Below are 23,051 nucleotides of genomic sequence, written 5' to 3'. Positions count from 1 at the left end.
CAGAATCGAGTAGGAAGGGGAGTTACCTCCCCTGTCCTCTCACACCACCGGGCATACGGTTCCGTACCACGGCGGTTCATGAACAACGTTTGAGCCATCCTACCGTATCGAGTATCGAGATTAGGCCATGGTCATAAAAGCACTTCCTCGGCAGGGCCTGATTCATGTGCGATGCCCCGGCATTCCACCAGGGGCCTCGCCCATTACCCGCCGATTTCCAAGCTCGGTATGCGTCCAGACCTAGGCCTCGGAGTTTCCGCCGCCGGGTCGCTGGGCGCTTCCATTGCCGCCAGAGCAGGCCGCGTAAGCGGCGGCGTATCCATTGATCCAGCGCTTCCAGCGGGCGCTTTACATCAACGAGGCTGAAGTAGTTGGCCCATCCTCGTAGGACTGGCCTCAACCCTTCGATTACCCGTTGGATGTTACGCCCCCTGCCACGCTTCAGGATCTCCCGGACACGCTGCGTCATACGCTTCAGGCTGGTCTTGGCTAGCGTCAGTTTCGGCTGATTGTGCCGAGTGAGACTGTAGCCTAGATAGCCGCGTTTCCACGGCCGATCCACCGCACTTTTGCGGCGATTGACCGTCAGCCGGAGTGAACTCTCGAGATACTCACTCAAGCTGTCCATGACACGCTCGCCTGCTCGTCGACTTTTGACGTACACCTGAACGTCATCGGCGTAGCGACAGAAGCGGTGGCCTCGGCGTTCCAGCTCCTTGTCCAGATCGTCCAGCAGGATGTTCGCCAGCAGCGGGCTGAGGGGCCCACCTTGAGGCGCTCCTTGGCGTCTCGGTGTGGGCAGGCCGTGCTGGAATATGCCTGCCTCCAGGTAGCGGCGGATCAGGCGCAGCACGCATTTGTCGTCAACGCGTCGCGCCACCCGTGCCATCAGCAGGTCGTGGTTCACTCGGTCGAAGAAGGCTTCCAGGTCGAGATCGACCACCCAGCGGTGGCCGGCGGTAACGTGGGCCTTCATGGACGAGACGGCCTGCTTGGCGTTGCGTTTGGGGCGGTAGCCGTAACTCGACTCGGAGAACATCGGGTCGAAGATAGGCATGAGCACCTGCAGCAGCGCTTGCTGGATCAGTCGGTCTGTGACCGTAGGAATGCCGAGTTGCCGCTCGCCGCCTTTAGGCTTGGGGATCGTGGCCGCTCGGATTGGGCTTGGGTGATACTCGTCGGCCAGCAGCCGCTCGCGCAGCGTTGGCCAGTATTGCTTTAGGTGGTTGGCTAATTGATGCACTGTCATGCCATCGACACCCGGTGCCCCTTTGTTGGCAACCACCTTACGGTAAGCTCGCTCCATGTTCTCCGGGTCAACGACCCGTTCCATGAGCGAGGTTGGCTCCGCTTTCGTCCACGATAGCGACGCCGGGGTCGTCTCGACGCTCACCGGCTGGGGCTCAGGGTACTGCCCCTGCCCCTCTGGGTGAGTGACGGTGTTAGCGTCAGTTTCTGTCTTCATGATCGATCCTCGAGACGTTATCGCCTACTCGCGGTTCTTCATGTTCGGCCCTTGGTGCCGGAGTGAACCGGCACTTACTATGGCCTCTGCTGACGTCTGGTGGTCCATCCCGTCGCCTCTCGACGCCGGTAGCACCATGGCAGACCACCAGACCTCCCAGGGTAAGACGCGCGACCTTCCCGCTTATGCCTGTCGGATTTACGTCATGACGTTCCGTGCAAGTATCGGGCTTTAGTGATTAGTGCCACCTCACCCCGCCATAACGCCTCGTATCCGCTTCCTATTCGTCAGGCCAGCGTTTTGCCTCAGGCTGCCTTCAGATTCCCCCTCGCGGGAGACACCCTTGCCGTCGGCTAGCACTTCCCCTTGCCGGGCGTGCAGGGGACTTTCACCCCCAAGTCATCCTGAGGCACCACCCCCAGGAACAGCGCCAGTTAAGGCGCTGCGCGCCATGCCTGGCGCACACTAAAAAGTCGGCTTAAGAACTTTTAAAATGATAGAAGAAGGAGCGTTAACATGCCTTAACCACTGATTTACTTATATTGTTTTTATATTCAAAAAAACCAACAATCATTTCTTCTACCATTCTCACCGGACTATCTGGATTTGTACAGTTAGCTGATACAGAGATATCAATACTTCCTAGGTTCGGTAAAAAATTATTGTTTTCCAGTTTGTAGACATCATCAGTTACCGCAACATGTGGGATCGCCGATATAGCGAGATTATTTGCTACTGCTGATAAAACACCAGCAAGGTTTGATGACGAAAAGACAATCTCATAATCTAACCCGTTGCTATCGAGGGCATTGAGGATCATGGATCGGTCGGAGCAACCATCAGTAAAGCAGGCAATCCTCAACCTCTTCTCTTGCCAAGAAAATTGGGCATTTGGTGCTATCCATACCATCGGTGTGGTCAACAACAGCCTGCTTGAAATAGACTCAGGGCAATTCTGAGTAAGTGCAATATCAACCTCGCCTGTCGAATAAGCACGCCAAATCTCATCACTATATCCAGAGACAACTTCTATACTTATTCCTGGATGAGAGTCACAGCACGCTCTAAGCAAGTCCGGTATGAAACTTGCCAAGAATACATCGCTGGTTCCGATTGTCACCTTTTGGTCGTCGCTGACACCAGACAATTCATTTAGCGCCAGCTCGTTTATTTCGAGAATTTCTTTAGCCCGCTTGAGTAACTGCTTGCCAGCTTTTGTGAGTGACACACCGCCGCTATGCCTTGTGAAAAGCGGCGTTCCTAACTGTAGCTCCAGCTTCCTTATCTGCCAGCTGATTGCAGACTGTACACGATGACGGCGTACGGCAGCTTTGGTGAAGCTGCTCAGCTCAGACACGGCGATGAAGGTGCGTAAGCAATCGATGTCTAGATCCATTTGGCACTCCTAGTCCTGAATTCAAGTAATAATAAGTGCAGCACCTGCGGTTTCAAGTATTCCCAAACACTTTCTTAAAAAGATCTTGTCTGGCACTCAGTGCCCCATACTCTGCTTCAACCTCTGCTCTCCCCATGCCCACCATGCTTTATAAAAGGTATTTTAGTTATTCTATGGATTAAGATCCCATAAGAATAGGGCAGTCACCATATCTAAAATATTGATACCCACCTATCAACATTATTCGCTGGGATTTTCCCACTTTGACAGCTAGGGTTAAAAACAATCTTCCAAACTTTCAAGTGGAGTATAAGCTATGTCTTTTATTGTGGCAAAAATCGACCTTGACGCAGTCAACCTTTCTAGCGAAATTGAATACCTCAACAATCTACCCAAGATCCATGAAGAGTATGATGAATTTGCACAAGGGTATTGGAAAAACATCTCGTTGTTTAATGCATCAGGACATGACTATGACACACAGTTTCGAAACTGTGAAATAGCAATACCGACGTCGCACCTCAAAAAATGCCAAATGATAAATAAAATTATCGAAGATAATTTTTCTATTAAAAATCTAATTATGGTTAGAGCTAGAAACTTGATTGACGGAATGGTTATCCCGCATCGAGATTTTGTTGAAATGGACGGTGAAACTGAACGCTACTTTCGAGTTTTTATGATGCTTGAAAATAACCCTGAATCCTACCACTCTGATGAAGGCGGTGTGTTCCAGATGCGCAAAGGAGAAGTATGGTTCCTTGACGCGGCCAAAGATCACGCTGCCATTAATTTTTCAAACAAAAGCCGTATGGCAATCTGCCTTGATTTTGTTTTTCAGGGAGATTTTGATCCTCGTGATATTTTCAACGAATCAGCAAGGTACGAAGAAGGTGTCAAACCGACCTATGTAAAAAGAAATACAGTCAGTTCAATCGAAAAAAATGAAATTGTGGCAAGCATCGCTAAGATGTTAAACAAACAAACCTTTAAAGATATAATATTTGCCGCATCAAAATTCCATTTCACTTACGATATACCCGTATCAGAATGCTATGACTGGATAATTGATGCCGCATTGAGCAAAAACGATGAAGAGGTCGCAGCCAAGGCGAAAGCGCTTAAGCACTATTTGATTGAGAACCGAAATTTGGGTGAGCGCTTTTCAATCGCCAGTTGGTGAGTGACTCCATTATGGTCAGTTTCAATCTTGCCCGTTTGGCGCCACTGCTCTTTCTAGCCATGTGGAGCAGTGGTGCCCTTTTTGTTAAAGCTGGTTTACAGGACTCTTCTGTACTGTCCTTCCTCCTAGTCAGGTCTCTTGGCGCCTTGCTGGTGATGACGATATTACTGGCTACGCTTCTTCCGGCCGAGATTCGGAGCTTGCTTTCAATGCCCAGGCCAACCTGGATTCGGCTCTTATTCGTGGGGCTTTTTTTGCAGGTCCTCTATCAGGGGTTCTTCTTTGCTTCTATCGCTCACGACCTGTCGCCCGGCATGCTTGCTATTGTACTTGGATGCCAACCTTTACTCACCCCTGTGCTTGCGCTGGAACGCATTGGTGGCAAAGGCTATATGGTGCTGCTTCTTGGATTTGTCGGACTGGTGATTGCAGTCACAGGGGGCGGTGCGGTAGATGTTGTTACGGTACCCGGACTTATATTCGCCAGCTTATCCGTGTTGGCAATGACGTTTGGTACTATCCTACAGAAGCATACCAACGTTCATGTAATGAGTTCGGTGCTGGTTCAATACTGCTTATCCTCTGCCATCTTCGCTTTTGGGGTTGGACTTTATGGTTTTGACGCAAAACTAACGCCACAATTTATCTTTTCAGCGCTATGGATGATTGTCGTGGTCTCAGTGGGGGCCGTGCTTTTGCTGGTATACATGCTGAAAGGGGACAAAGCAAGCAAGGTCTCAACGCTGTTTTTTTTGGTGCCTGTTATTACATATTTATTAGACTATCTTGTCTACGATGCACCATTGAGCTTATTAACGATTATCGGTGGAGCAATGGTTGTATCTTCACTGCTTATATATGGTCGGCTTATTCGGTGAGGAGTCGGTTTTAGGGCTTTAAGTAGACAATCAGTTCTTAAAAAAGGTGAACGTCGGGCCAATGCCACCCATCCTCCTCCAGAGCTCAGCAAACACAGATCAGGATTGTCCCCCCTACCGCATGACCTTTCCTTGTTAGTGGCCAAATGCTGCGCGCCTCAGTTGCTGTGATTCCGGTCATGACGCATCTCTTGCATATTCAATTCTCAACTAATATACGCCTTTAGGTACATATACGTTATCATGGCGCCCGCAATCACGCGCTTGTTGCGAGGTGTGGCTTGCATTTTTATGCCAGCCTGAGGGGCATCTTCTTTAGGGCATAGCACCTACCCAGCAACCCTTGCCCTGGATCAATAATCCACTCCCTGGATCTCGTTACACTGGCCACATCGTTAAGCGGCTATCGAATAGCCGTCCAGCGTTGCAACGAGTCGTTTGAAACTGTCTGTTTTAACATCAGGAGTGCCCCCATGCGTAAAGCCGCCCTGCCTACCCTACTTGTATCCACCGTTGCCGCTTCTGCGTTGATGACCAGCAGCCAGGCATTCGCTTACGGCGCGGGTGATTTCTTTACCCGCGTGGGTGTTGCCAAAGTCGCTCCTAAAAGCGACAACGGCTCACTGGCCAACGGTGCGCTGGCCGTGGATGTACAGGATGAAACCGATTTTGCGTTCACCTTGGGCTACCGCTTCCTCGATAAAGTCGGCGTGGAGCTATTGGCCGCGCTGCCGTTCGAGCACGATATCCACCTGAACGGCGGTAATATCGCTTCAACCAAGCACTTGCCGCCAACCCTGACAATGCAGTATTACCCGTTGGGCGGCACACAGTCCCGGGTACAGCCTTATGTCGGCGCGGGTATTAACTACACCCATTTCTCCGATGAAGAGCTCGCGATTGGCGATTTAGATCTGGATGACTCCTGGGGTGCAGCGGGGCAAGTAGGCGTCGACCTGCTGATTGATGACCACTGGGCGTTGAACGCCGCGGCCTGGTACATCGACATCGATACCGATGCCAGCGTTGACGGTGCAGCGGCCGGTACCGTTGAGATCGACCCTGTCGTGGTCATGGGTGGCCTCAGCTATCGTTTCTAGGCTGACAGCCAATAACCTCTCAGGCGTTATCCACAAAGCCTGCCTTGCGGCGGGCTTTGTTGTTACAACGGCCTTCAGTTTTCAGTGACGACCTTATCCACTCTCTCCACAGCCCGCACAACGAGCAACTGGTGATGGGCAGGTGTTTGCTCCTGCTGCAAATAGGCCGCCACGGCGGGCGCCACCTCGCATTTGGCGGGCATCGGCCCACCCGCTTCAGCCAGCGACTCCAGGCGCGCGATAAACACAAAGCGCAGCCACTGGAGCAGCGACATTGTATCGACACAGAACGGCTGCTGGCTGGAAAAAGCCGCTGCTTCTGGGGTTGGCATACGCCATAGGTCAGCGGCCTTTAGCGTCGCTTCAAGGTCAAGAAGCGCGGTATGAAGCTCGCGATGTGCACCCATAAACCACCTATGTTAAATCAGATAATTAAACAAGCATTATCCCTACTCTATGGCTGAGTTGCCACTCATCCACCGGGATCTTCGTTATTCACAGATTCACAGAAAACCTGCAAGAGACTGTGGATAAGCTATGGAAAGGTATCGCATCCGCGTTTCCCATGCGGGTTGGCGATGACTGTTTAATTTTTAACCAGACAGTAAAAAAGGCGTGATATTATGGGTGCCTACGGCTGACAGGCTGCTATCCGCAAGGTAGAGTGCAGGCTTGCAATGGGAAAGGACGTTATGCAACCAATTCGCACCCTAGACGAGTTTTTTCAGCGCAGCGGAGCCAGTGTGTCGCTTTATCATATGGGACGGCGCGTCACCCCGTGCCCCATTGATGCACTGCGCCAGCTGGAAAATGCCCAAAGCCCATGGCCTGAACCCTGGCAAGGTCAGGCGCGCGTGGCCATTGTGTTTCGTCTGGGTGATATGCCCGAACCGGCGATCTGGTTTCTGGCTCTGCCGTTGGACGAGGAAGGCCACCTGGTGCCCGCCCAGCGCGATGCGTTTCTGAACCGGCTGCTTGAAACCCTCGGCCGCAACGTCTCGCAGTTGGGTCAGGGGCACGGCTCGGGAGTTGATAACCTGATGAAGGACAACCCGCTCGCCTTTACCCCGAGCGCCCCTTTTCAGGCGATGCTTAATGCCCGGGCAACCCATGCGCTTGACTTGCCTGCCAGTCGGTATTTTGAACCCGTCGACGCTTACCTCCGCGATCCACAGGCGCTAGACTGGCAACAGTTGGGGTTACAGGGTATCGCCGACGTGGTAGTCCGCCTCGATGAAGAGACGGCAGAGCGATTAGCCACCCAGTTCGCCCGTTTGCCCACAGAGGTTGCTCAGGCCTTTTGCCTTTGTCTGGAGCATCAGCCTTTGCCCAGCAGCCTGGTCGCCGCATTGCGCCAGCGGGGTGAAAAAGCCATCATTGCAGGTGATCTGGAAATGCTATGTGCCTGCGTACGGGCCGTCGGAGCGACGGACACCGACGAAGCAGGCAATTGGTATGCTCAGTTGCTCCGCGATGAGACCACCAGTGGCCCCGACGTACTGGCGGCGATGGCGGGCAGGGGCTGGTCACATCTGGAAGACGGCGAACGCCTGCCGCTTTTCCTGTCGCGCCTGGCTGATGATGAACGCACCGATTTTATTGCGATGGTAAAAGACTTGGCACTGATTCCCCGGCTACGTTTGCCATTACTGATGGCGCTGCGTGATGCACCGGAAGGCTCAAGGATCCACGCCCGCGTAGCTGAATTGTCGGCCGATAGCGGCCAGGGTTGATTACTGATGTTGCTAAGGAACGCCCGATGAACGTGAAGAAGGCTATCGTCAATCGTCGGCTTCCTAAGGAGTCGTTTTGAAAGAACTCCCTTACCAGGCCAAAGCGGTGATTGGCCGTCGTGAAATGGTCTATTTGCCAGATCTGGGACTTCATCTGTGCTGCAAAGCAGACACAGGGGCGCGTACCTCGGCGTTGCACGCCGAGGAGATCCAGACCCATGAAGATGAAGAAGGTCAGCTATGGGTCAGCTTTATTACCCATAGCGGTGGGCCTGAAACCCCGGCTCACCGTCTGAAGGTGCATTTACACGATCGCCGACGGGTGACCAGCTCGAACGGACACGCTGAATGGCGTTATGTGATCCGCACTCCAATGCGCCTGGGTGACCTCAACTTTCCGGTTGAGCTAAGCCTTGCGGACCGCAGCAATATGCGACACCCCATGCTATTGGGGCGGCGTGCAATGCGCCGTTTGCTGGTGGCACCGGGGGCTGCGTTTTTACACGGCGAACCTTAAGTTTGTTAGCATTCCACGCTGGTTTTCCACTTCCTCTTTCACTACGCCCCTTCGACTAGGCTTGGAGTTTCGCATGCACATCGCTTTGCTTTCCCGTAATCGCAACCTCTACTCCACGCGCCGCCTGGTGGAAGCCGCTGAAAGTCGTGGACACACTGCGCGAGTGGTTGACACCCTGCGCTGCTATATGAGCATTGCCTCACACCACCCGTCGATTCACTATAAGGGTCAGGAAATCGAGCCTTTCGACGCGGTCATCCCGCGGATTGGTTCATCCGTCACCTTTTATGGCTGCGCGGTGCTCCGTCAGTTCGAAATGATGGGTACTTACGTTATCAACGATAACGTCTCGATTACGCGTTCAAGGGATAAGCTGCGCTCGCTTCAATTGCTGTCACGCAAAGGGTTGGGGCTTCCCATTACCGGCTTTGCCCACTCGCCGGATGACATTCCCGACCTGATCACCATGGTAAAGAGTGCCCCGCTGGTCATTAAGCTGCTGGAGGGCACCCAGGGCATTGGCGTGGTGTTGGCTGAAACCAATCAGGCGGCGGAGTCGGTTATTCAAGCCTTTATGGGCATGAAAGCCAACATTATGGTGCAGGAGTACATCAAGGAAGCACGCGGTGCCGATATTCGCTGTTTTGTGATCGGTGATAAAGTCGTGGCCTCCATGAAGCGTCAGGCGGCCGACGGTGAATTCCGTTCGAACCTTCACCGCGGCGGCACCGCCAGCGTCATCCGGATTACGCCTGAAGAGCGCTCCACCGCCATCCGTGCGGCCAAGGCCATGGGGCTGCGGGTTGCGGGTGTCGATTTGCTGCGCTCCAATCATGGCCCGGTGATCATGGAGGTGAACTCCTCCCCCGGTTTGCATGGCATCGAAAGTGCCACGGGCAAAGACATCGCCAGCATGATTATTGAACACATCGAAAAAAATGCCATGCCGGCGCGTAAAGCACCACCCAAGCCGAAAGGCTAACCGGTCTGCGCAAAAATAATTCGTCAAGGGGGTGGCAAATCTAGCGCACCCCCGCCACAATCTGCGTCACCGAAGGAGGTAGACGCTCATGTTTCTCGACAATCGCCAAGTGGCGATGGACAGCGCATTGGAAGCGCTGGCCGATAGCATTGATTATTTCCAGGACAATATAGAACGCCTGCGACCTTCCCTGCGCGAAGCATTGAAGCCGCATTACGCTGCACGCCTAGAATCCATGCACCAGTTGCAGGACCTGGCACGGACGCATCTGAAGATGCTGCCCCGGGACGCTGACGTTGAGCGCGACGACTTTCTATGGCTCTGGAGCCGTCTGAAAAGTTTTGTCGGCAACGACAGTCAAGTGCTGATCAACGAGCTGCTGGAGCAGGAGCGCGTCTTGATGCAGGCGTTGTCAACGCTCTTCACTCATCCGCTACCCGCCCCTATCGAGCCGGTTATCGAAGATTGCATGAAGGGCTGTCGTCAGCTGATCCGCGAGCTATACGAGCTGCAAAAACGCAAAACAAGCCGCTAATTCGTGCGCTCGGGTAAGGTTTGAATAGGCTCCGGCGGGCCTAGAAAGTAAGGCTCGCGCCCCCAGATATACAAATCACCGAGCGTGGCCACCCTGGCTGCCCACTCGCGCATCAGCACGTGCCAGCCACCCGCTCCATCGCGCTCTTCAGCAACACAGCCAGTTACCTCCATGCCCAATGCCTGGGCGATGAAGATCGCCCTGGGCAAGTGCCAGTCCTGGGTAATCAATACCGCCTGGTCCAGCTGAAAAACGTCGCGGGCTCTTGCCAGGGTGTCGTAGGTACTGAAACCGGCAAAGTCCATTGTCAGCTGCTCAGGGGCTACGCCTCGGCGCGTCAAGTCTCGCCACATGGCGCGGGGTTCATTATAGGCCTGAGTACGATTATCGCCCGACAGCAGCAGATGCTGTACTTTTTGATGGTCAACCAACCGGGCGGCGGTGCGCATTCGCGCATGGAAATGAGGATTGCGCATGCCGCTGCGTGTCCAGTTCGAGGTACCAAAGACGATCCCTACCTCGGTGGGTACACACTGGGGAAGTTGTTCATGGATATAAGCGCTTGTTCGCCCCAGAATCCATAGATTGGCACCTACAAATAGCAATGTCGCCAGAAGCAGCAAGGCTCCCAGCGACATTAACATACGCGATATCCATCTGATCAGCGGTATACGCATTTAGCGCGCCGTCCCGCCGTTAAAACATACCCAGCTCAAGCTTCGCCTCTTCGCTCATCATGTCACGGCTCCAGGGCGGGCTGAAGACAATCTCGGTATGCACCTTGCTGATCTGCGGCGCGCCAAGGATCTTGTTACGCGCGTCGGCAGCAATCACATCACCCATGCCACAACCAGGGGCGGTGAGCGTCATACGAATGGTCACCATCCGTTCACCGCTGATCAGTCGCTCGATCCGGCAGCCGTAAACCAGCCCCAGGTCGACGATATTGACAGGTATCTCAGGGTCAAAGCATGTCCGCAGTTGATCCCAGACGAACTGCTCGATTTCGTCTTCCGTGGCATCTTCGTGCAGCGTTGGTCGCGGCAATGGAGGAAGCCCCAACGCATCCAGGTTGCTGCCTTCAATCAAGAACAACCGCCCCTCAAAGCCGACACTCACCGTACTGCCCTTGGCCTGCATGACGCTTACGACGCTATCTTCCGGCAACTGCTCGGTGCTGCCAAACGGTATCGCGATCGCTTCCACATCGCGCTGAAGCGGTAAGCTTTGCCCACGCTGCAAACTGGCTACTTGCTCGATATCCATAAGCTCCCTTAGCGCACCATTCCGATAACGCGGTTGAGCGCCGCTACAAAGGTTTCTACCTCTTCAAGGGTATTATACGCAGCAAATGAGGCCCGACACGTTGCTTCTACCCCAAAGTGATGCAGGAGCGGTTGAGCACAGTGATGCCCCGTACGGATCGCCACGCCCAACTGGTCGATCAACAGGCCAATATCCTGGGCATGTACCCCGTCAACCACGAAGGATAGCACGCCTGCCTTGTTCGGTGCGGTACCCAGAATACGCAGCCCGTCCACTTGGCTGACCGCCTGGGTGGCGTGATCAAGCAATACGCCTTCCCAGGCACTGATCGCCTCGACCCCGACACCTTCCATCCACTCAAGGGCGCGACCCAAGGCAATGACTTCGGCAATTGCCGGTGTACCCGCCTCGAACTTGTGCGGAATAGCAGCAAAGGTAGTGCCCGCGTCAAAGGAAACGGTGTCGATCATCTCACCGCCACCCTGCCAGGGAGGCATTGCTTCCAGCAGCGCTTTTTTGCCATACAGCACACCAACGCCGGTAGGCCCGTAGACCTTATGCCCCGAGAAGGCATAGAAATCAGCATCGATGTCCTGCACGTCAACCCGTTGATGCGGCGCGGCCTGGGCGCCATCAACAAGGGTCAAGGCGCCAAACTGATGCGCCAGCGACGTCATCTCTTTAACGGGATTGATCGTACCTAACGCATTGGACACGTGATTGACTGCGACCAGCTTGGTACGCTCGCTCAACAGTTCCCGATAGGCGTCCATATCCAGCGCGCCATTTGCGTCCACGGGAATGACCTTGATGGTAAACCCGCGCTCGGCTGCCAGCAGTTGCCAGGGCACGATGTTGGAATGGTGCTCCAGCATCGATATCAATACCTCATCGCCAGGATGCAGTTGGGTGCGCCCCCAGCTTTGCGCCACCAGGTTAATCGCCTCGGTGGTGCCCCGGGTAAAGATAATCTGACGCGCGTCTTCCGCATTGAGAAACCCTTTCACCCGCTGACGCGTACCCTCAAACGCCGCGGTGGCCTCATCGGCCAGGGTGTGCAGACCACGGTGAATGTTGGCGTTATAGCGCGAGTAGTAATCGCTGAATACGTCTATCACTGGCTGCGGCGTCTGGCTGGTCGCCGCATTGTCCAGGTAGATCAGCGGCTTGCCGTTAACTTCGCGGCTAAGCACCGGGAATTCCCGGCGCAGCGCGGCCACGTCATAGCGCGCGCTGTCTTGCTCCAAGGGCGTCTCAATCACGGTATGGGGCATCGATAGCTCCTTGATTAGTCGTTGAGCGAAACCGCTGCTTCTACCAACCCGGCAAGGTTGAAACGCTCTGGCAATTTACCGGCGACGGCAAGCTCCACGCGCTCGGCCACGGCATCCAGCGCCACCTGCTCCAGCACTTCACCGGCAAACGCCAGTGTCAGTAGACCGCGAGCGGTCGCTTCGTCGATTCCCCGGGTGCGCAATGCGTAGATGGCTTCTTCATCAAGCTGGCCGGTGGTCGTGCCGTGGGAGCACTTGACGTCGTCCGCGTAGATTTCAAGCTCAGGCTTGGCGTCGATGTGAGCACGGTCGGAAAGCAGCAGGTTCTGGTTGCTCTGGAAACCTTCTATCTTCTGGCTGTCGCGTTTGACATATACCTTGCCGTTAAACACGCCGTGGGCACGGTCATCCAGAATGCCCTTGTAGTTCTCGTTGGAGAACGTCAGTGGCGCATTATGATTGACCTTGGTGTGATTATCGACATGCTGGCGACCCTGGCCAAAGAACAGCCCGAGGAAGTTGGTTTCAGCCCCCTGGCCGTTCAAGTCACTGATCAGGTCGTTACGCACCAGCGCACCGCCCAGATTCAGGTTGTAGGAGCTATACCGGGTATCGCGGCCTTGCTCGACATGGATACTCGCCACGTGCATATCGCCCAGCGGTGCTTCCTGAAGCTTGTAGTGGTTCAGAATCGCACCACGGTCCAGCATCAGCTCAGCCACCACGTTGGTGAAATTCGTGGCATCGGTTTGACCGGCATAATGTTCGATCAGCGTCGCTTCGCTGCGGCTACCCGCTTCTACCAGAATACGCGGATGGCTCATCACTGGCGTACCGGCACGGGAAAGGAATTGCAGCAGAATGGGCTTTTCCACCACTGTCCCCGGTGCGATGCGTACCACGGCACCTTCTTCCATAAACGCCGTATTTAGTGCCGCAAAGGCGGAAAAATCAACGCTTGTCAGACGACCCAGCGGCCCGCCAACGGCTTCATGATTGTCGGTCAGGGCCTTGGACAACGGCAGCACCTGAACGCTATCGGGCAGTGCCTCCAGATCAGACAGCGCTGATGAAAACACGCCGTCGACAAACGTCAGCCGGTAGGCATCCAGGGGCAGCGTCAATGCGGCTGCCTGGGCCTGGGAGAACTCGGCACTTTCCGCCAGGGCAAAATTGCCCTGGGCAATAGAGCGAACATCGGTGTATTTCCACTCTTCATCACGGCGAGTGGGGAAGCCAACAGCCTCGAAGCGCGCCGCGCCAGCCTGGCGGCGAGCCGCGATCCAGGTCGGCTCTGCATCGCGCTGTTGGCTACGCGCGTTCAGCGTGTCCAAAAACGTTTGCGTGTCGCTCATGCCGCAGACTCCTCAATGCCTTCGTACCCGTTGGCTTCCAGCTCTTTGGCAAGCTCTGCATCGCCGGTTTTGACAATGCGCCCGTCGACCAGAACGTGAACCTTGTCCGGGACGATGTAATCGAGCAGGCGCTGGTAGTGGGTCACCAGCAGAATCGCGCGGTCTTGGGCGCGCAGGCTGTTGACCCCGTCGGCAACGACTTTCATGGCGTCGATATCAAGCCCCGAGTCAATCTCGTCAAGCATGGCGAGCTTGGGTTGCAGCACCAGCATTTGCAGAATTTCGTTGCGCTTCTTCTCGCCGCCAGAAAAGCCTTCGTTGACCGCACGCTGCAAAAAGCTGGCATCCATCTTCATCAGGCCAAGCTTCTCTTTCACCAGCTTCATGAACTCAGGTGCTGGCAACTCGTCTTCACCACGTGCGGCACGCTGGGCGTTGAGGGCGGCTTTGAGAAGGTAGATATTTTTCACCCCGGGAATTTCGACCGGGTACTGGAAACCCAACAGCAGGCCCGCCTGGGCACGCTCTTCGATTTCCATTTCCAGCACGTCCTGACCCTTGAAGGTAATGCTGCCCTGGGTGACCTCGTAGCCATCCTTGCCCGCAATTACCGCCGACAACGTGGATTTACCCGCGCCGTTAGGGCCCATCAGCGCATGCACTTCACCCTCGTTGATTGTCAGACTGAGGCCTTTGAGAATCTCGCTGCCTTCGACGGTGACGTGTAAATCTTTAACTTCCAACATAGTAAAAACCCTTCAAATGCTTACAGATCGCTTACGCGACGCTCATAAAAGTTGTCTGGTACCGTAGCGCGCACTTAGCCTACCGCGCCTTCCAGTGTCACGTTCAGGAGCGCCTCGGCCTCGACCGCGAACTCCATCGGCAATTCCTGGAACACATCCTTGCAGAAGCCGTTAACGATCATGCTGACCGCGTCTTCCTCGGTGATACCCCGGCTCTGACAGTAGAACAGCTGGTCTTCACCAATTTTGGACGTGGTCGCTTCGTGTTCAATTTTGGCCGTGCTGTTACCTATTTCCTGGTACGGGAAGGTATGCGCACCTGACTTGTCACCAATCAGCAGCGAGTCGCACTGGGTAAAGTTACGGGCTCCTTTGGCGCGTGGGCCGATTTTCACCAGACCGCGGTAGGACTGATCGCTCTTGCCGGCAGAGATACCCTTGGCAACGATATAGGAGCGGGTGCCCTCCCCGATGTGGATCATCTTGGTACCGGTATCGGCCTGCTGGCGCCCATTCGTCACGGCGACAGAATAGAACTCGCCGATACTGTCTTTACCGCGTAGTACGCAGGAGGGGTACTTCCAGGTGATGGCTGACCCGGTTTCCACCTGCGTCCAGCTGATCCGCGAACGCGCGCCGCGGCATTCGCCACGCTTGGTCACAAAATTGTAAATGCCGCCCTTGCCGTCTTCATCACCGGGATACCAGTTCTGGACCGTGGAATACTTGATATAGGCATCGTCCAATGCAACAAGCTCTACCACCGCCGCGTGCAGCTGGTTTTCATCGCGCATTGGCGCGGTGCAGCCTTCCAGATAGGAAACCTGAGCCCGGCTTTCACAGATGATCAGCGTACGTTCGAACTGGCCGGTGTTGGCCGCATTGATACGGAAGTAGGTCGACAGCTCCATCGGGCAGGTCACGCCTTCCGGCACGAAGACAAAGGACCCGTCGGTGAACACGGCAGAGTTCAACGCCGCAAAATAGTTGTCGTTCTGCGGCACCACGGTCCCCAGGTACTGTTTGACCAGTTCTGGATAATCGCGAATCGCCTCAGAAATCGAACAAAAGATCACCCCGGCTTCTGCCAATTGCTCCTTGAACGTCGTGGCGACCGACACCGAGTCAAACACGGCATCTACCGCAACACCGGCAAGCGCTGCCCGCTCATGCAGCGGAATGCCCAGTTTCTCGTAGGTTTCCAGTAGCTTGGGATCGACTTCGTCGAGGCTCTGGGGACGATCTTCGGGACGCTTCGGTGCACTGAAGTAGGAAATCGACTGGTAATCGATCGGCGGATAATTCAGGTGCGCCCAGGATGGCTCTTTCATTTCCTGCCATTTGTGGAACGCCTCAAGACGCCACTCCAGCATCCACTCCGGCTCGCCTTTCTTTTTAGAAATAAAGGCGATGGTGTTTTCGTCCAGGCCAGGTGGCAGGGTGTCGCTTTCGATATCAGTTACAAAGCCTTCTTTGTAATCGCGACGAACCAACTGTTCCATTTCTTCGGTTGCCATGGTCATACCCTCCGGGCAGTTGGGTGGCGAGGTTAGCTCGCCGTCAATAAGAGATAAGTGCCTGTATCGGCCATGCTGGTCATGCAGTAGCTGCCGATAGACTTATGCTTTGAATTGGTAGCTGTACGGGTAGCTTGATCGGCGTGGTATCGGCCAAATGTGCAAGCGTCACGCTTTCAAGCAGTGTGCGGATGGCAAGCGATACGCGCTGCCAGTTGTCCGCCACGCCACAGGTGGCCACGAGATCGCAGTCACCTTCTGCCTGGCTGCACTCGGTCATTGCCACTGGGCCTTCAATCGCGGAGATAATGTCTGCCGCCGTAATCTGGGAAGCAGGCCGAGCGAGCAGGTAGCCACCCTGGGCGCCACGCTGTGATTCAAGAAGTCCTGCTTTTACCAGCATTTTGAGCGTTTTGCTTACCGTCGGATGAGGCAGCTGCACCGCATCGGCCAAGTCTGCCGCCGCATGTGACGCCTGTGGCTGACGAGCAATCTGCGCCATGACCACGGCGGCATAGTCTGTCAGCCGGGAAAGCTTAAGCATGTCGACTCCCATTAGCCATTGCATTTGGCCTGTCCACTCAATTGAGGACCATTTTAGTCCTGTATAAATTTGATGTGAAGCCCTTCTGCAAATTCCTTATCAAATAGCGCAATTTCCTGACACGTTCGCCGCTGATAACATCAAAAAAGCTAATCATTATCATTCAATAAAACTATCGAGATGCTGAGCGAAAAAAACCCGCGAGTAAATTCGCGGGTTTCGTCAAAAAACGATGGGAGAATGGTGCTTCCCGGTTACTATGGCAGCATCAGTCGCGCTGATAGGTGCCGACCAGTCGATTCATACCTAGCAGGTTCGGTTCAATTTCACGCAGCAACTCGGCGAGTGTCAGGCCCTCGGGCAAGGCCGTTTGATGGTCCAGCGCCAGCACCCAAAAATAATAATAATGCGTACCATGGCCTTCTGGCGGCATGGGACCACCATACCCCTGGTTGCCGAAGTCATTGGCACCGGCGGTACCCAGCGCCGTATTTTCACTCAGCTCGTTGAGATCGCCCGGCAGGTTATACAGCACCCAATGAACAAACCCGTAGGTGCCGTCTTTAACAAGCGGCGCATCGGGATCGTGGCACACAACGGCGAACCCCTTGGTACCGTCAGGTGCGCCCTGCCAAGCCAGTGCAGGCGATACATCATCTTGCTCGGCACTATGTTTAGCCGGAATCGCTTGATGATTCGCAAAAGCACTGCTGGTTACCTGCATTGAAGATAGAGCAAACGCCATAGCTTTCTTTCTCCTTGATCATCCAGTGAGAAGTGCCAAAAGCCTTGTCGAAAAGCGCGTCGTTGTCAATGTCATCAGGCGACAGAATGCCTTATTGGGGCGGCCAGCGGCCCTCACGCTCCAAGCGCTTCTTCACCCAGTGATCGTAGTAACGACGCAGCGCCTGCTTGATACCAGGCAAACCAATCAACCATGCCACGGGATAAAATAACGGTATACGCTGCATGAGTAATCGATAAGCATCAATACCCTCAATCATGCGCCCGTCACTCAGCTCGATATGCAACGATCGCAAAGCTGCTTCCGGCGCAATCCCCTTGTCGCGCAGAAGCTGCTGATGCTCGGTCACATCGAGCCAATCAATATCTCTGGCACGCTTGCCTGCCCAGCGTTCAAAGCGCCGTCGATCCTTGCGACAGCCAGGGCAGATCGCATCGTAATACACATTGATCATGGCATTCGTGGGCATATAGGCTCTTGGAATAGGTTAACGCTTAGTGTGGCATGTCGCTGCAAAGACGCAAACCTCATCCCCACAGGTTAACTAATGAAACAACTACTTATCGTTGCTCATACCCCTTCACCGAATACCCAGGCGCTCAGTGATGCTGCCTATCGCGGCGCGACGCACAGCGACCTTGAAAACGTGCGATGCGTTGTCAAGACCCCTTTCGAAGCCGGTCCTGACGATGTAGTGGCCTGCGATGGCATACTGTTAGGTACCACGGAAAACCTGGGTTACATGAGCGGTGCGCTCAAGGATTTTTTCGATCGCAGCTACTACGGGGTCATAGAGGAAAAACAGGGCCTGCCATGTGCCCTGTACATTCGTGCCGGGCTTGACGGTACAGGCACTAGACGAGCGGTTGAGAGCATCGTTTCCGGCCTGCGCTGGCGCTGGGTACAGCCGCCACTCACCCTGCAGGGCGAGTGGCAGGATGATTTTGCCACCCAGGTGGAGGAGTTGGGGCTCTATTTAGCGTTTAGCCTGGATAATGGCATTGTATAACGCCGTCAAGCCTGCCTTACTATAAGCAACCTTTTTAGCGCTTGGGGTACCAACAAGTGACACGCCTGCACTGCGCGCGCCCTAACTCAGGTATATGACCATGCATAACGTTATCGCCTTCTATGATGATCGCGTCCTTGCCCACGAACCCAATATTGATGCCGATTTTCTACCTGACCGCATTGATAAACGGATTCGACAGCTGCTGTCGGGGCTCTCTGTTCCCTGGAAATACCCGGAACACCCCGGTCGGCTAAAAGCTATTCAACAGTTACTCAACAAAGCCCCAATCGAGGGGCTTGTCTTCGAAGGTGGCAAAGCTGCCACCCATGAACAGCTGGCCCGGGTGCACACGACCTCCTACCTGAGCGACATCTTCAATTTGAGAGGCAAGAATGCCTGGCTGGATGTGGATACCACCGCCGTGTCACCGGGCAGCGTGGACGCCGCCGAAGTCGCTGCCGGCACCGCCATTGCCGCCGTTGAGGCCGTCATGGAAAAACGTACCCGGAGCGCCTTTGCCCTCGTTCGCCCCCCAGGTCACCACGCCGAGCCCGTGCGCGCACGGGGCTTTTGTCTGTTCAACAATGTGGCAGTCGCGGCAGCGCATGCGCGCAGCGCTCTGGGGTGCGAAAGGGTCTTGATCGTCGATTGGGATGCTCACCACGGCAACGGCACCCAGGATATTTTCTGGGCCGAGCCCGACGTGATGTTTTTTGATATCCACCGCGCCGCGCCCTTCTATCCGGGTTCCGGCCATCTGCATGACGTCGGCGCGGGCCTTGCCGAAGGCACCACCGTCAACGTGCCGTTACCGGCGGGCGCCGGAGATGAAGCCTATCTCAAGGCGTTTCGAGACATCCTGGCGCCGGCAGCCGACTGGTTCAAACCCGATATCATTCTTGTCTCCGCCGGCTTTGACCCGCACTGGCACGACCTGGCCCTCAATGTTTCCTACGACGGGTTTGGTGCCTTGACCGGCTTTTTACAGCAGCTGGCCGAAAAACACTGCGACGGCCGCCTGGTCTTTGTGCTCGAAGGCGGCTACAACCTCGAATCGCTGGCCAACGGGACGCGCGCCGTCCTTGCCGTACTTGCCGGCCAGACAATCCCCGTCCCGGACAGCTGCGGTATTGCAGACGTTGAGGCAGCGGCCAATTTCCATCGCAGCGCCTTTCAGGCCGAATAGCCGATACCCCAAGCGCTTGCGGAAAAAAACGGCACCCCGAAGGGTGCCGTTTTACGCTCTGGCTAACGCCATGGTTATCTGAGGCGTTCAAATACCGTGGCAACCCCCTGCCCCATGCCGATACACATGGTGGCGAGACCGAGGGTGGTGTCGCGCTGCTGCATGACGTTAAGCAGCGTTGTACAGATGCGCGACCCCGAGCAGCCCAGCGGGTGCCCCAGCGCAATGGCGCCGCCGTGCAGATTGACCTTCTCGTCCATGGCATCCAGGAAACCCAGGTCTTTCAGGACGGGAATGCCCTGAGCGGCAAAGGCTTCGTTAAGCTCGACGGTCTGAATGTCGGCCGCGGAAAGCCCAGCGGCTTTCAGCGCCTTCTTGGAAGCAGGCACCGGGCCATACCCCATGATGGACGCATCACAGCCCGCCACACCAGTAGACAGTACCTTGGCAATCGGCTCGAGGCCCAAGGCCTGGGCACGCTCGTAGCTCATCACCGCCATCGCGGAAGCGCCCACCGATAGCGCCGAAGACGTGCCAGCGGTCACGGTACCATTGCGGGGGTCAAACACCGGCTTGAGGTTAGCCATTGACTCCATGCTGGCATCGGGACGGATCACTTCATCGTTCTTGACCATGACTTTGAAGCCTTGCTGGTCATGGCCTTCGACACCGATGATTTCGTTATCGAAGTAACCTTTTTCCATCGCCGCCTGGGCACGCTGGTGGGAGCGTACGCCAAACTTGTCCTGATCTTCACGGGAGACACCGTGCATTTTACCCAGTAGCTCGGCGGTCAGGCCCATCATCATAGCGGCTTTCGCGGCGTGCTTGCTGGCCGCGGGATTGACGTCAACGCCGTGGGTCATTGGCACGTGTTCCATGTGCTCGACGCCGCCGATGATGTAGAAATCCCCCATACCGGCCTTGATATTGGCCGAGGCGATATGCAGCGCGCTCATGGAAGAGCCGCACAGGCGGTTGACGGTCTGCGCCGGCACCGAGCGCGGAATGCCGGTCATGATGGCGGCGTTGCGCGCAATGTTCATCGATTGTTCAAGTGTTTGGTTAACACAGCCCCAAATCACGTCGTCGACTTCTGAGGCATCCAGGTTGGTATTGCGCTGAAACAAGGCCTGCATGGCGGCCGCTGATAGATTTTCTGCCCGCACGTTACGAAACGCGCCGTTCTTGGCTTTGGCCATGGCGGTACGTACGGCGTCGACCACCACGATATCTCTCGGATTCAAACTCATCATATTTCTCCTGTACGTGGTGATTTAGGCCTGACCGTCGGCGGTATAAAAGCGTTCGCCATTCTTAGCCATCTGGCGCAGCTTGTCGGTGGGCGCGTAGAGCGGTCCCAACTCATCGGCCAGGCCTTCGGCCAGCTTGACGAACTCGGCCACACCCATGGCGTCAATGTAGCGCAACGCCCCGCCGCGGAACGGCGGGAACCCGATACCATAAATAAGCGCCATATCAGCTTCGGCGGGCGTCGCGACAATACCGTCTTCCAGGCAGCGCACGGTCTCCAGGCAGAGGGGCACCATCATGCGGGCGATAATGTCCTCGTCCGAAAACTCCTTGTGCTCTTTCACCACTTCATTGACCAAGGTGTAGGCCGCTTCATCGGTGACTTTCTTGGGCTTACCCTTTTTATCCTCTTCGTAGGTGTAGAAGCCCTTGTCATTCTTCTGACCGAGGCGCTCGTTGTCGTACATGACCTGGATGGCGGTCTTGCCGTCACGGGCCATTCGATCCGGGAAGCCTTCGGCCATGACCTCGTTGGCGTGAACCGCCGTATCCATACCGACCACGTCCAGCAGATACGCAGGGCCCATCGGCCAGCCAAACTTCTCCATTACCTTGTCGACGTGCTGGAAGTCGGCGCCTTGCTCGACCAGGAAGCTGAAACCACCGAAGTACGGGAACAGCACTCGGTTGACCAGAAACCCGGGGCAGTCGTTGACCACGATCGGCGTTTTGCCCATGGCACGCGCGTAGGCGACCGTGGCGGCTACCGCGGCATCCGAGGTTTTCTCACCGCGGATTACTTCCACCAGCGGCATACGGTGCACCGGGTTGAAGAAGTGCATGCCGCAGAAGTTTTCCGGACGCTGGAGGTTCTTGGCCAGGCGGTTGATGGAAATGGTCGAGGTGTTAGAGGTAAGAATCGTATTCTCGCTGACCATACCTTCTACTTCGGTCAACACGGCGTCCTTGACCTTGGGGTTTTCGACCACGGCCTCGACCACCAGGTCGACATTGCCGAAATCGCCGTAGGAGAGCGTTGGGCGAATATTGCTCAGCTTCTCGGCCATTTGCTCGGTGGTCAGCTTGTTACGCTCGACCTGCTTGGCAAACAGCTTGCGGGCTTCCTTGAGGCCCAGCTCGATGGCGTCATCCTTGATATCTTTCATCAGGATGGGCGTGCCTTTCGAGGCGCTTTGATAGGCGATACCGCCGCCCATGATACCCGCGCCCAGCACCGCGGTCTGGTTGACCGGCTGCGCCTGCTTCTCGTACTGGCTGCCTTTTTTCTTGACCACCTGGTCGTTGAGGAACAGACCCACCAGGTTGAACGCCACGCTGCTCAGCGCCAGCTTGGCAAAAGCCTTGGCCTCGATCGCCTGAGCGCGACCACGCTCCTCACCAGCGCCCTTCTGGATTACCTTGATGGCTTCGACCGGCGCGGGATAGTACGGCCCCGCCTTGCCTGCCACGTAACCCTTGGCGGTTTCAAACGCCATCATCTGCTCGATGGCATTGAGCTTGAGCGGGCTGGTCTTTTCGTCGCGGCGCGCTTGATAGTCGAGCTCGCCGGCATTAGCGCGGTCGAGGATATCCAGCGCGGCGCTTTCGAGCAGCTCATGGGCGACGACGGCATCGACGGCTCCCATCTTGAGCGCAGCGTCCGCACGATTTTCCGTACCGCCGGCGATCCATTCAATCGCATTGTCGGCGCCGATCAGCCGCGGCAGACGAACGCAACCACCCCAGCCCGGCAGAATGCCCAGCTTGGTTTCCGGCAGGCCAATCTTGGCCTTTTCGCTCATCACACGGAAATCGGTGGTCAGCAGTACTTCGCAGCCGCCGCCCAACGCCAGCCCGTTGATCGCCGTGACCGTGGGGAAAGGTAAATCTTCAATGGCGTTGAAGATGTCATGAACCTTGAGGTTCATTTCCACCAGGTACTCTTCGCCTTTATCGAACAGGGTGTGGAACTCGGTAATATCAGCACCGACAATAAAGGCTTCTTTGGCACTGCCAATGACCAGTCCCTGCAAACCGGCTTCTGCCTGAAGGGCTTTTACCGCTTCTCCCAGCTCTGTCACCACGGCGCTGGACAGCTTGTTGACGGACTCATCTTTCAAATCGAAAGTGAGCGTTGCGATGTCATTGCCACCCTGGGTGTCACGACGCTCCACCGTGATGGCATTGCCTTGATAGATCATCCGCGCTCTCTCCACAAGTTCGGGTGGTCCCAATCAACGGGACGCACCTCGCATTTCATACGGTCGTTTGATTGCGTAAGCTTGGTTGAGTTACCCAAGAACGTCAAGCCCTGACTTTTGGCTAATTCTATAAACTTCTTCGACCAGCGCTCCCCGCCGGGC

Annotated in this window: 24 protein-coding genes; 10 read left to right on the top strand and 14 right to left on the bottom strand. The window is 55.6% G+C overall.

What is annotated here, in order from left to right:
* Window positions 1-76: 76 nt before the first annotated feature.
* Window positions 77-1,465 carry a group II intron reverse transcriptase/maturase gene (gene ltrA, locus IT895_RS07125; RefSeq protein WP_199283554.1) on the bottom strand — a complete coding sequence of 463 codons (1,389 nt, stop codon included), beginning with the start codon at window positions 1,463-1,465 and terminating at the stop codon, window positions 77-79.
* On the opposite strand from ltrA, the gene IT895_RS07120 reads away from it, so the two are divergent.
* Window positions 1,464-1,700, top strand: a complete 237-nt coding sequence (locus tag IT895_RS07120) for a hypothetical protein (protein ID WP_199283555.1) — start codon at window positions 1,464-1,466, stop codon at window positions 1,698-1,700. The two genes, ltrA and IT895_RS07120, sit on opposite strands and share 2 nt — an antisense overlap.
* Before the next feature lie 276 nt (window positions 1,701-1,976).
* Here IT895_RS07120 and IT895_RS07115 read toward each other — a convergent pair whose 3' ends face one another.
* Window positions 1,977-2,861: a LysR family transcriptional regulator gene (locus IT895_RS07115; RefSeq protein WP_066317353.1), complete on the bottom strand. Its 885-nt coding sequence runs from the start codon at window positions 2,859-2,861 to the stop codon at window positions 1,977-1,979.
* 316 nt (window positions 2,862-3,177) lie between these two features.
* Between IT895_RS07115 and IT895_RS07110 the strand changes: the two genes are divergently transcribed.
* The 3 genes from IT895_RS07110 to IT895_RS07100 all read left to right on the top strand — a co-directional run bounded on the left by IT895_RS07110 (window position 3,178) and on the right by IT895_RS07100 (window position 6,022).
* Window positions 3,178-4,044 carry an aspartyl/asparaginyl beta-hydroxylase domain-containing protein gene (locus IT895_RS07110; RefSeq protein WP_199285110.1) on the top strand — a complete coding sequence of 289 codons (867 nt, stop codon included), beginning with the start codon at window positions 3,178-3,180 and terminating at the stop codon, window positions 4,042-4,044.
* Between the two features lie 11 nt (window positions 4,045-4,055).
* A complete protein-coding gene (locus IT895_RS07105) occupies window positions 4,056-4,922 on the top strand; it encodes a DMT family transporter (protein ID WP_066317355.1) in 867 nt (288 codons plus the stop codon).
* Between the two features lie 473 nt (window positions 4,923-5,395).
* On the top strand, window positions 5,396-6,022 hold the full coding sequence (locus IT895_RS07100) for an OmpW/AlkL family protein (protein WP_066317356.1): 627 nt from the start codon (window positions 5,396-5,398) through the stop codon (window positions 6,020-6,022).
* 74 nt (window positions 6,023-6,096) lie between these two features.
* Here the strand turns inward: IT895_RS07100 and IT895_RS07095 are convergent, their stop codons facing one another.
* Window positions 6,097-6,429 (bottom strand): YqcC family protein, encoded by a 333-nt coding sequence (locus tag IT895_RS07095; protein WP_066317359.1) that lies wholly within the window; start codon window positions 6,427-6,429, stop codon window positions 6,097-6,099.
* Window positions 6,430-6,714: 285 nt separating this feature from the next.
* Here IT895_RS07095 and IT895_RS07090 point away from each other — a divergent pair, with 285 nt between their 5' ends.
* The 4 genes from IT895_RS07090 (at window position 6,715) to IT895_RS07075 (ending at window position 9,789) form a co-directional block, all read left to right on the top strand.
* Window positions 6,715-7,755 carry a DUF3549 family protein gene (locus IT895_RS07090; protein ID WP_199285109.1) on the top strand — a complete coding sequence of 347 codons (1,041 nt, stop codon included), beginning with the start codon at window positions 6,715-6,717 and terminating at the stop codon, window positions 7,753-7,755.
* Between the two features lie 76 nt (window positions 7,756-7,831).
* Window positions 7,832-8,272 carry an ATP-dependent zinc protease family protein gene (locus IT895_RS07085; protein ID WP_066317365.1) on the top strand — a complete coding sequence of 147 codons (441 nt, stop codon included), beginning with the start codon at window positions 7,832-7,834 and terminating at the stop codon, window positions 8,270-8,272.
* Between the two features lie 73 nt (window positions 8,273-8,345).
* Complete coding sequence (rimK, locus tag IT895_RS07080) at window positions 8,346-9,254, top strand: 30S ribosomal protein S6--L-glutamate ligase (RefSeq protein ID WP_066317374.1); 909 nt, start codon at window positions 8,346-8,348, stop codon at window positions 9,252-9,254.
* 88 nt (window positions 9,255-9,342) lie between these two features.
* The gene (locus tag IT895_RS07075; RefSeq protein WP_066317376.1) at window positions 9,343-9,789 is read left to right on the top strand and encodes a hypothetical protein; all 447 of its coding nucleotides are present in this window, start codon (window positions 9,343-9,345) and stop codon (window positions 9,787-9,789) included.
* Here the strand turns inward: IT895_RS07075 and IT895_RS07070 are convergent.
* From IT895_RS07070 to IT895_RS07030, 9 genes are all read right to left on the bottom strand, one after another.
* A complete protein-coding gene (locus IT895_RS07070) occupies window positions 9,786-10,466 on the bottom strand; it encodes a SanA/YdcF family protein (RefSeq protein ID WP_066317378.1) in 681 nt (226 codons plus the stop codon). The two genes, IT895_RS07075 and IT895_RS07070, sit on opposite strands and share 4 nt — an antisense overlap.
* A 19-nt stretch (window positions 10,467-10,485) precedes the next feature.
* Window positions 10,486-11,055: a putative Fe-S cluster assembly protein SufT gene (gene sufT / locus IT895_RS07065; RefSeq protein WP_066317380.1), complete on the bottom strand. Its 570-nt coding sequence runs from the start codon at window positions 11,053-11,055 to the stop codon at window positions 10,486-10,488.
* A gap of 8 nt (window positions 11,056-11,063) precedes the next feature.
* On the bottom strand, window positions 11,064-12,329 hold the full coding sequence (locus IT895_RS07060) for an aminotransferase class V-fold PLP-dependent enzyme (RefSeq protein WP_199285108.1): 1,266 nt from the start codon (window positions 12,327-12,329) through the stop codon (window positions 11,064-11,066).
* Between the two features lie 14 nt (window positions 12,330-12,343).
* On the bottom strand, window positions 12,344-13,684 hold the full coding sequence (gene sufD, locus IT895_RS07055; protein ID WP_092829347.1) for a Fe-S cluster assembly protein SufD: 1,341 nt from the start codon (window positions 13,682-13,684) through the stop codon (window positions 12,344-12,346).
* Window positions 13,681-14,430, bottom strand: coding sequence for a Fe-S cluster assembly ATPase SufC (sufC, locus tag IT895_RS07050; protein WP_066317385.1), 750 nt, complete (start codon window positions 14,428-14,430; stop codon window positions 13,681-13,683). The genes sufD and sufC overlap by 4 nt, the downstream gene beginning before the upstream one ends.
* A gap of 74 nt (window positions 14,431-14,504) precedes the next feature.
* Complete coding sequence (gene sufB / locus IT895_RS07045; protein ID WP_085919940.1) at window positions 14,505-15,947, bottom strand: Fe-S cluster assembly protein SufB; 1,443 nt, start codon at window positions 15,945-15,947, stop codon at window positions 14,505-14,507.
* Between the two features lie 79 nt (window positions 15,948-16,026).
* On the bottom strand, window positions 16,027-16,491 hold the full coding sequence (locus IT895_RS07040; protein ID WP_199285107.1) for an SUF system Fe-S cluster assembly regulator: 465 nt from the start codon (window positions 16,489-16,491) through the stop codon (window positions 16,027-16,029).
* A gap of 268 nt (window positions 16,492-16,759) precedes the next feature.
* Entirely contained in the window at window positions 16,760-17,236 is a 477-nt protein-coding gene (locus IT895_RS07035) for a YbhB/YbcL family Raf kinase inhibitor-like protein (RefSeq protein ID WP_085919919.1), read from the bottom strand.
* A gap of 91 nt (window positions 17,237-17,327) precedes the next feature.
* Window positions 17,328-17,705, bottom strand: coding sequence for a thiol-disulfide oxidoreductase DCC family protein (locus IT895_RS07030; protein WP_085919920.1), 378 nt, complete (start codon window positions 17,703-17,705; stop codon window positions 17,328-17,330).
* Between the two features lie 78 nt (window positions 17,706-17,783).
* Between IT895_RS07030 and IT895_RS07025 the strand changes: the two genes are divergently transcribed.
* Window positions 17,784-18,245 (top strand): flavodoxin family protein, encoded by a 462-nt coding sequence (locus IT895_RS07025; RefSeq protein ID WP_199285106.1) that lies wholly within the window; start codon window positions 17,784-17,786, stop codon window positions 18,243-18,245.
* Window positions 18,246-18,345: 100 nt separating this feature from the next.
* Window positions 18,346-19,434, top strand: a complete 1,089-nt coding sequence (locus IT895_RS07020; protein WP_199285105.1) for a histone deacetylase family protein — start codon at window positions 18,346-18,348, stop codon at window positions 19,432-19,434.
* A 74-nt stretch (window positions 19,435-19,508) separates the two neighbouring features.
* Here IT895_RS07020 and fadA read toward each other — a convergent pair whose 3' ends face one another.
* The gene (gene fadA, locus IT895_RS07015; protein ID WP_267905864.1) at window positions 19,509-20,687 is read right to left on the bottom strand and encodes an acetyl-CoA C-acyltransferase FadA; all 1,179 of its coding nucleotides are present in this window, start codon (window positions 20,685-20,687) and stop codon (window positions 19,509-19,511) included.
* Window positions 20,688-20,711: 24 nt separating this feature from the next.
* Window positions 20,712-22,889: a fatty acid oxidation complex subunit alpha FadB gene (fadB, locus tag IT895_RS07010; RefSeq protein ID WP_199285103.1), complete on the bottom strand. Its 2,178-nt coding sequence runs from the start codon at window positions 22,887-22,889 to the stop codon at window positions 20,712-20,714.
* Between the last annotated feature and the right edge of the window lie 162 nt (window positions 22,890-23,051).

It is taken from the genome of Halomonas sp. A40-4 (assembly GCF_015767635.1).
GTDB classification, from domain to species: Bacteria; Pseudomonadota; Gammaproteobacteria; order Pseudomonadales; family Halomonadaceae; genus Vreelandella; species Vreelandella janggokensis.
Note: the sequence above shows the minus strand (reverse complement) of the source record. Positions and strands in the feature narration are given on the sequence as shown.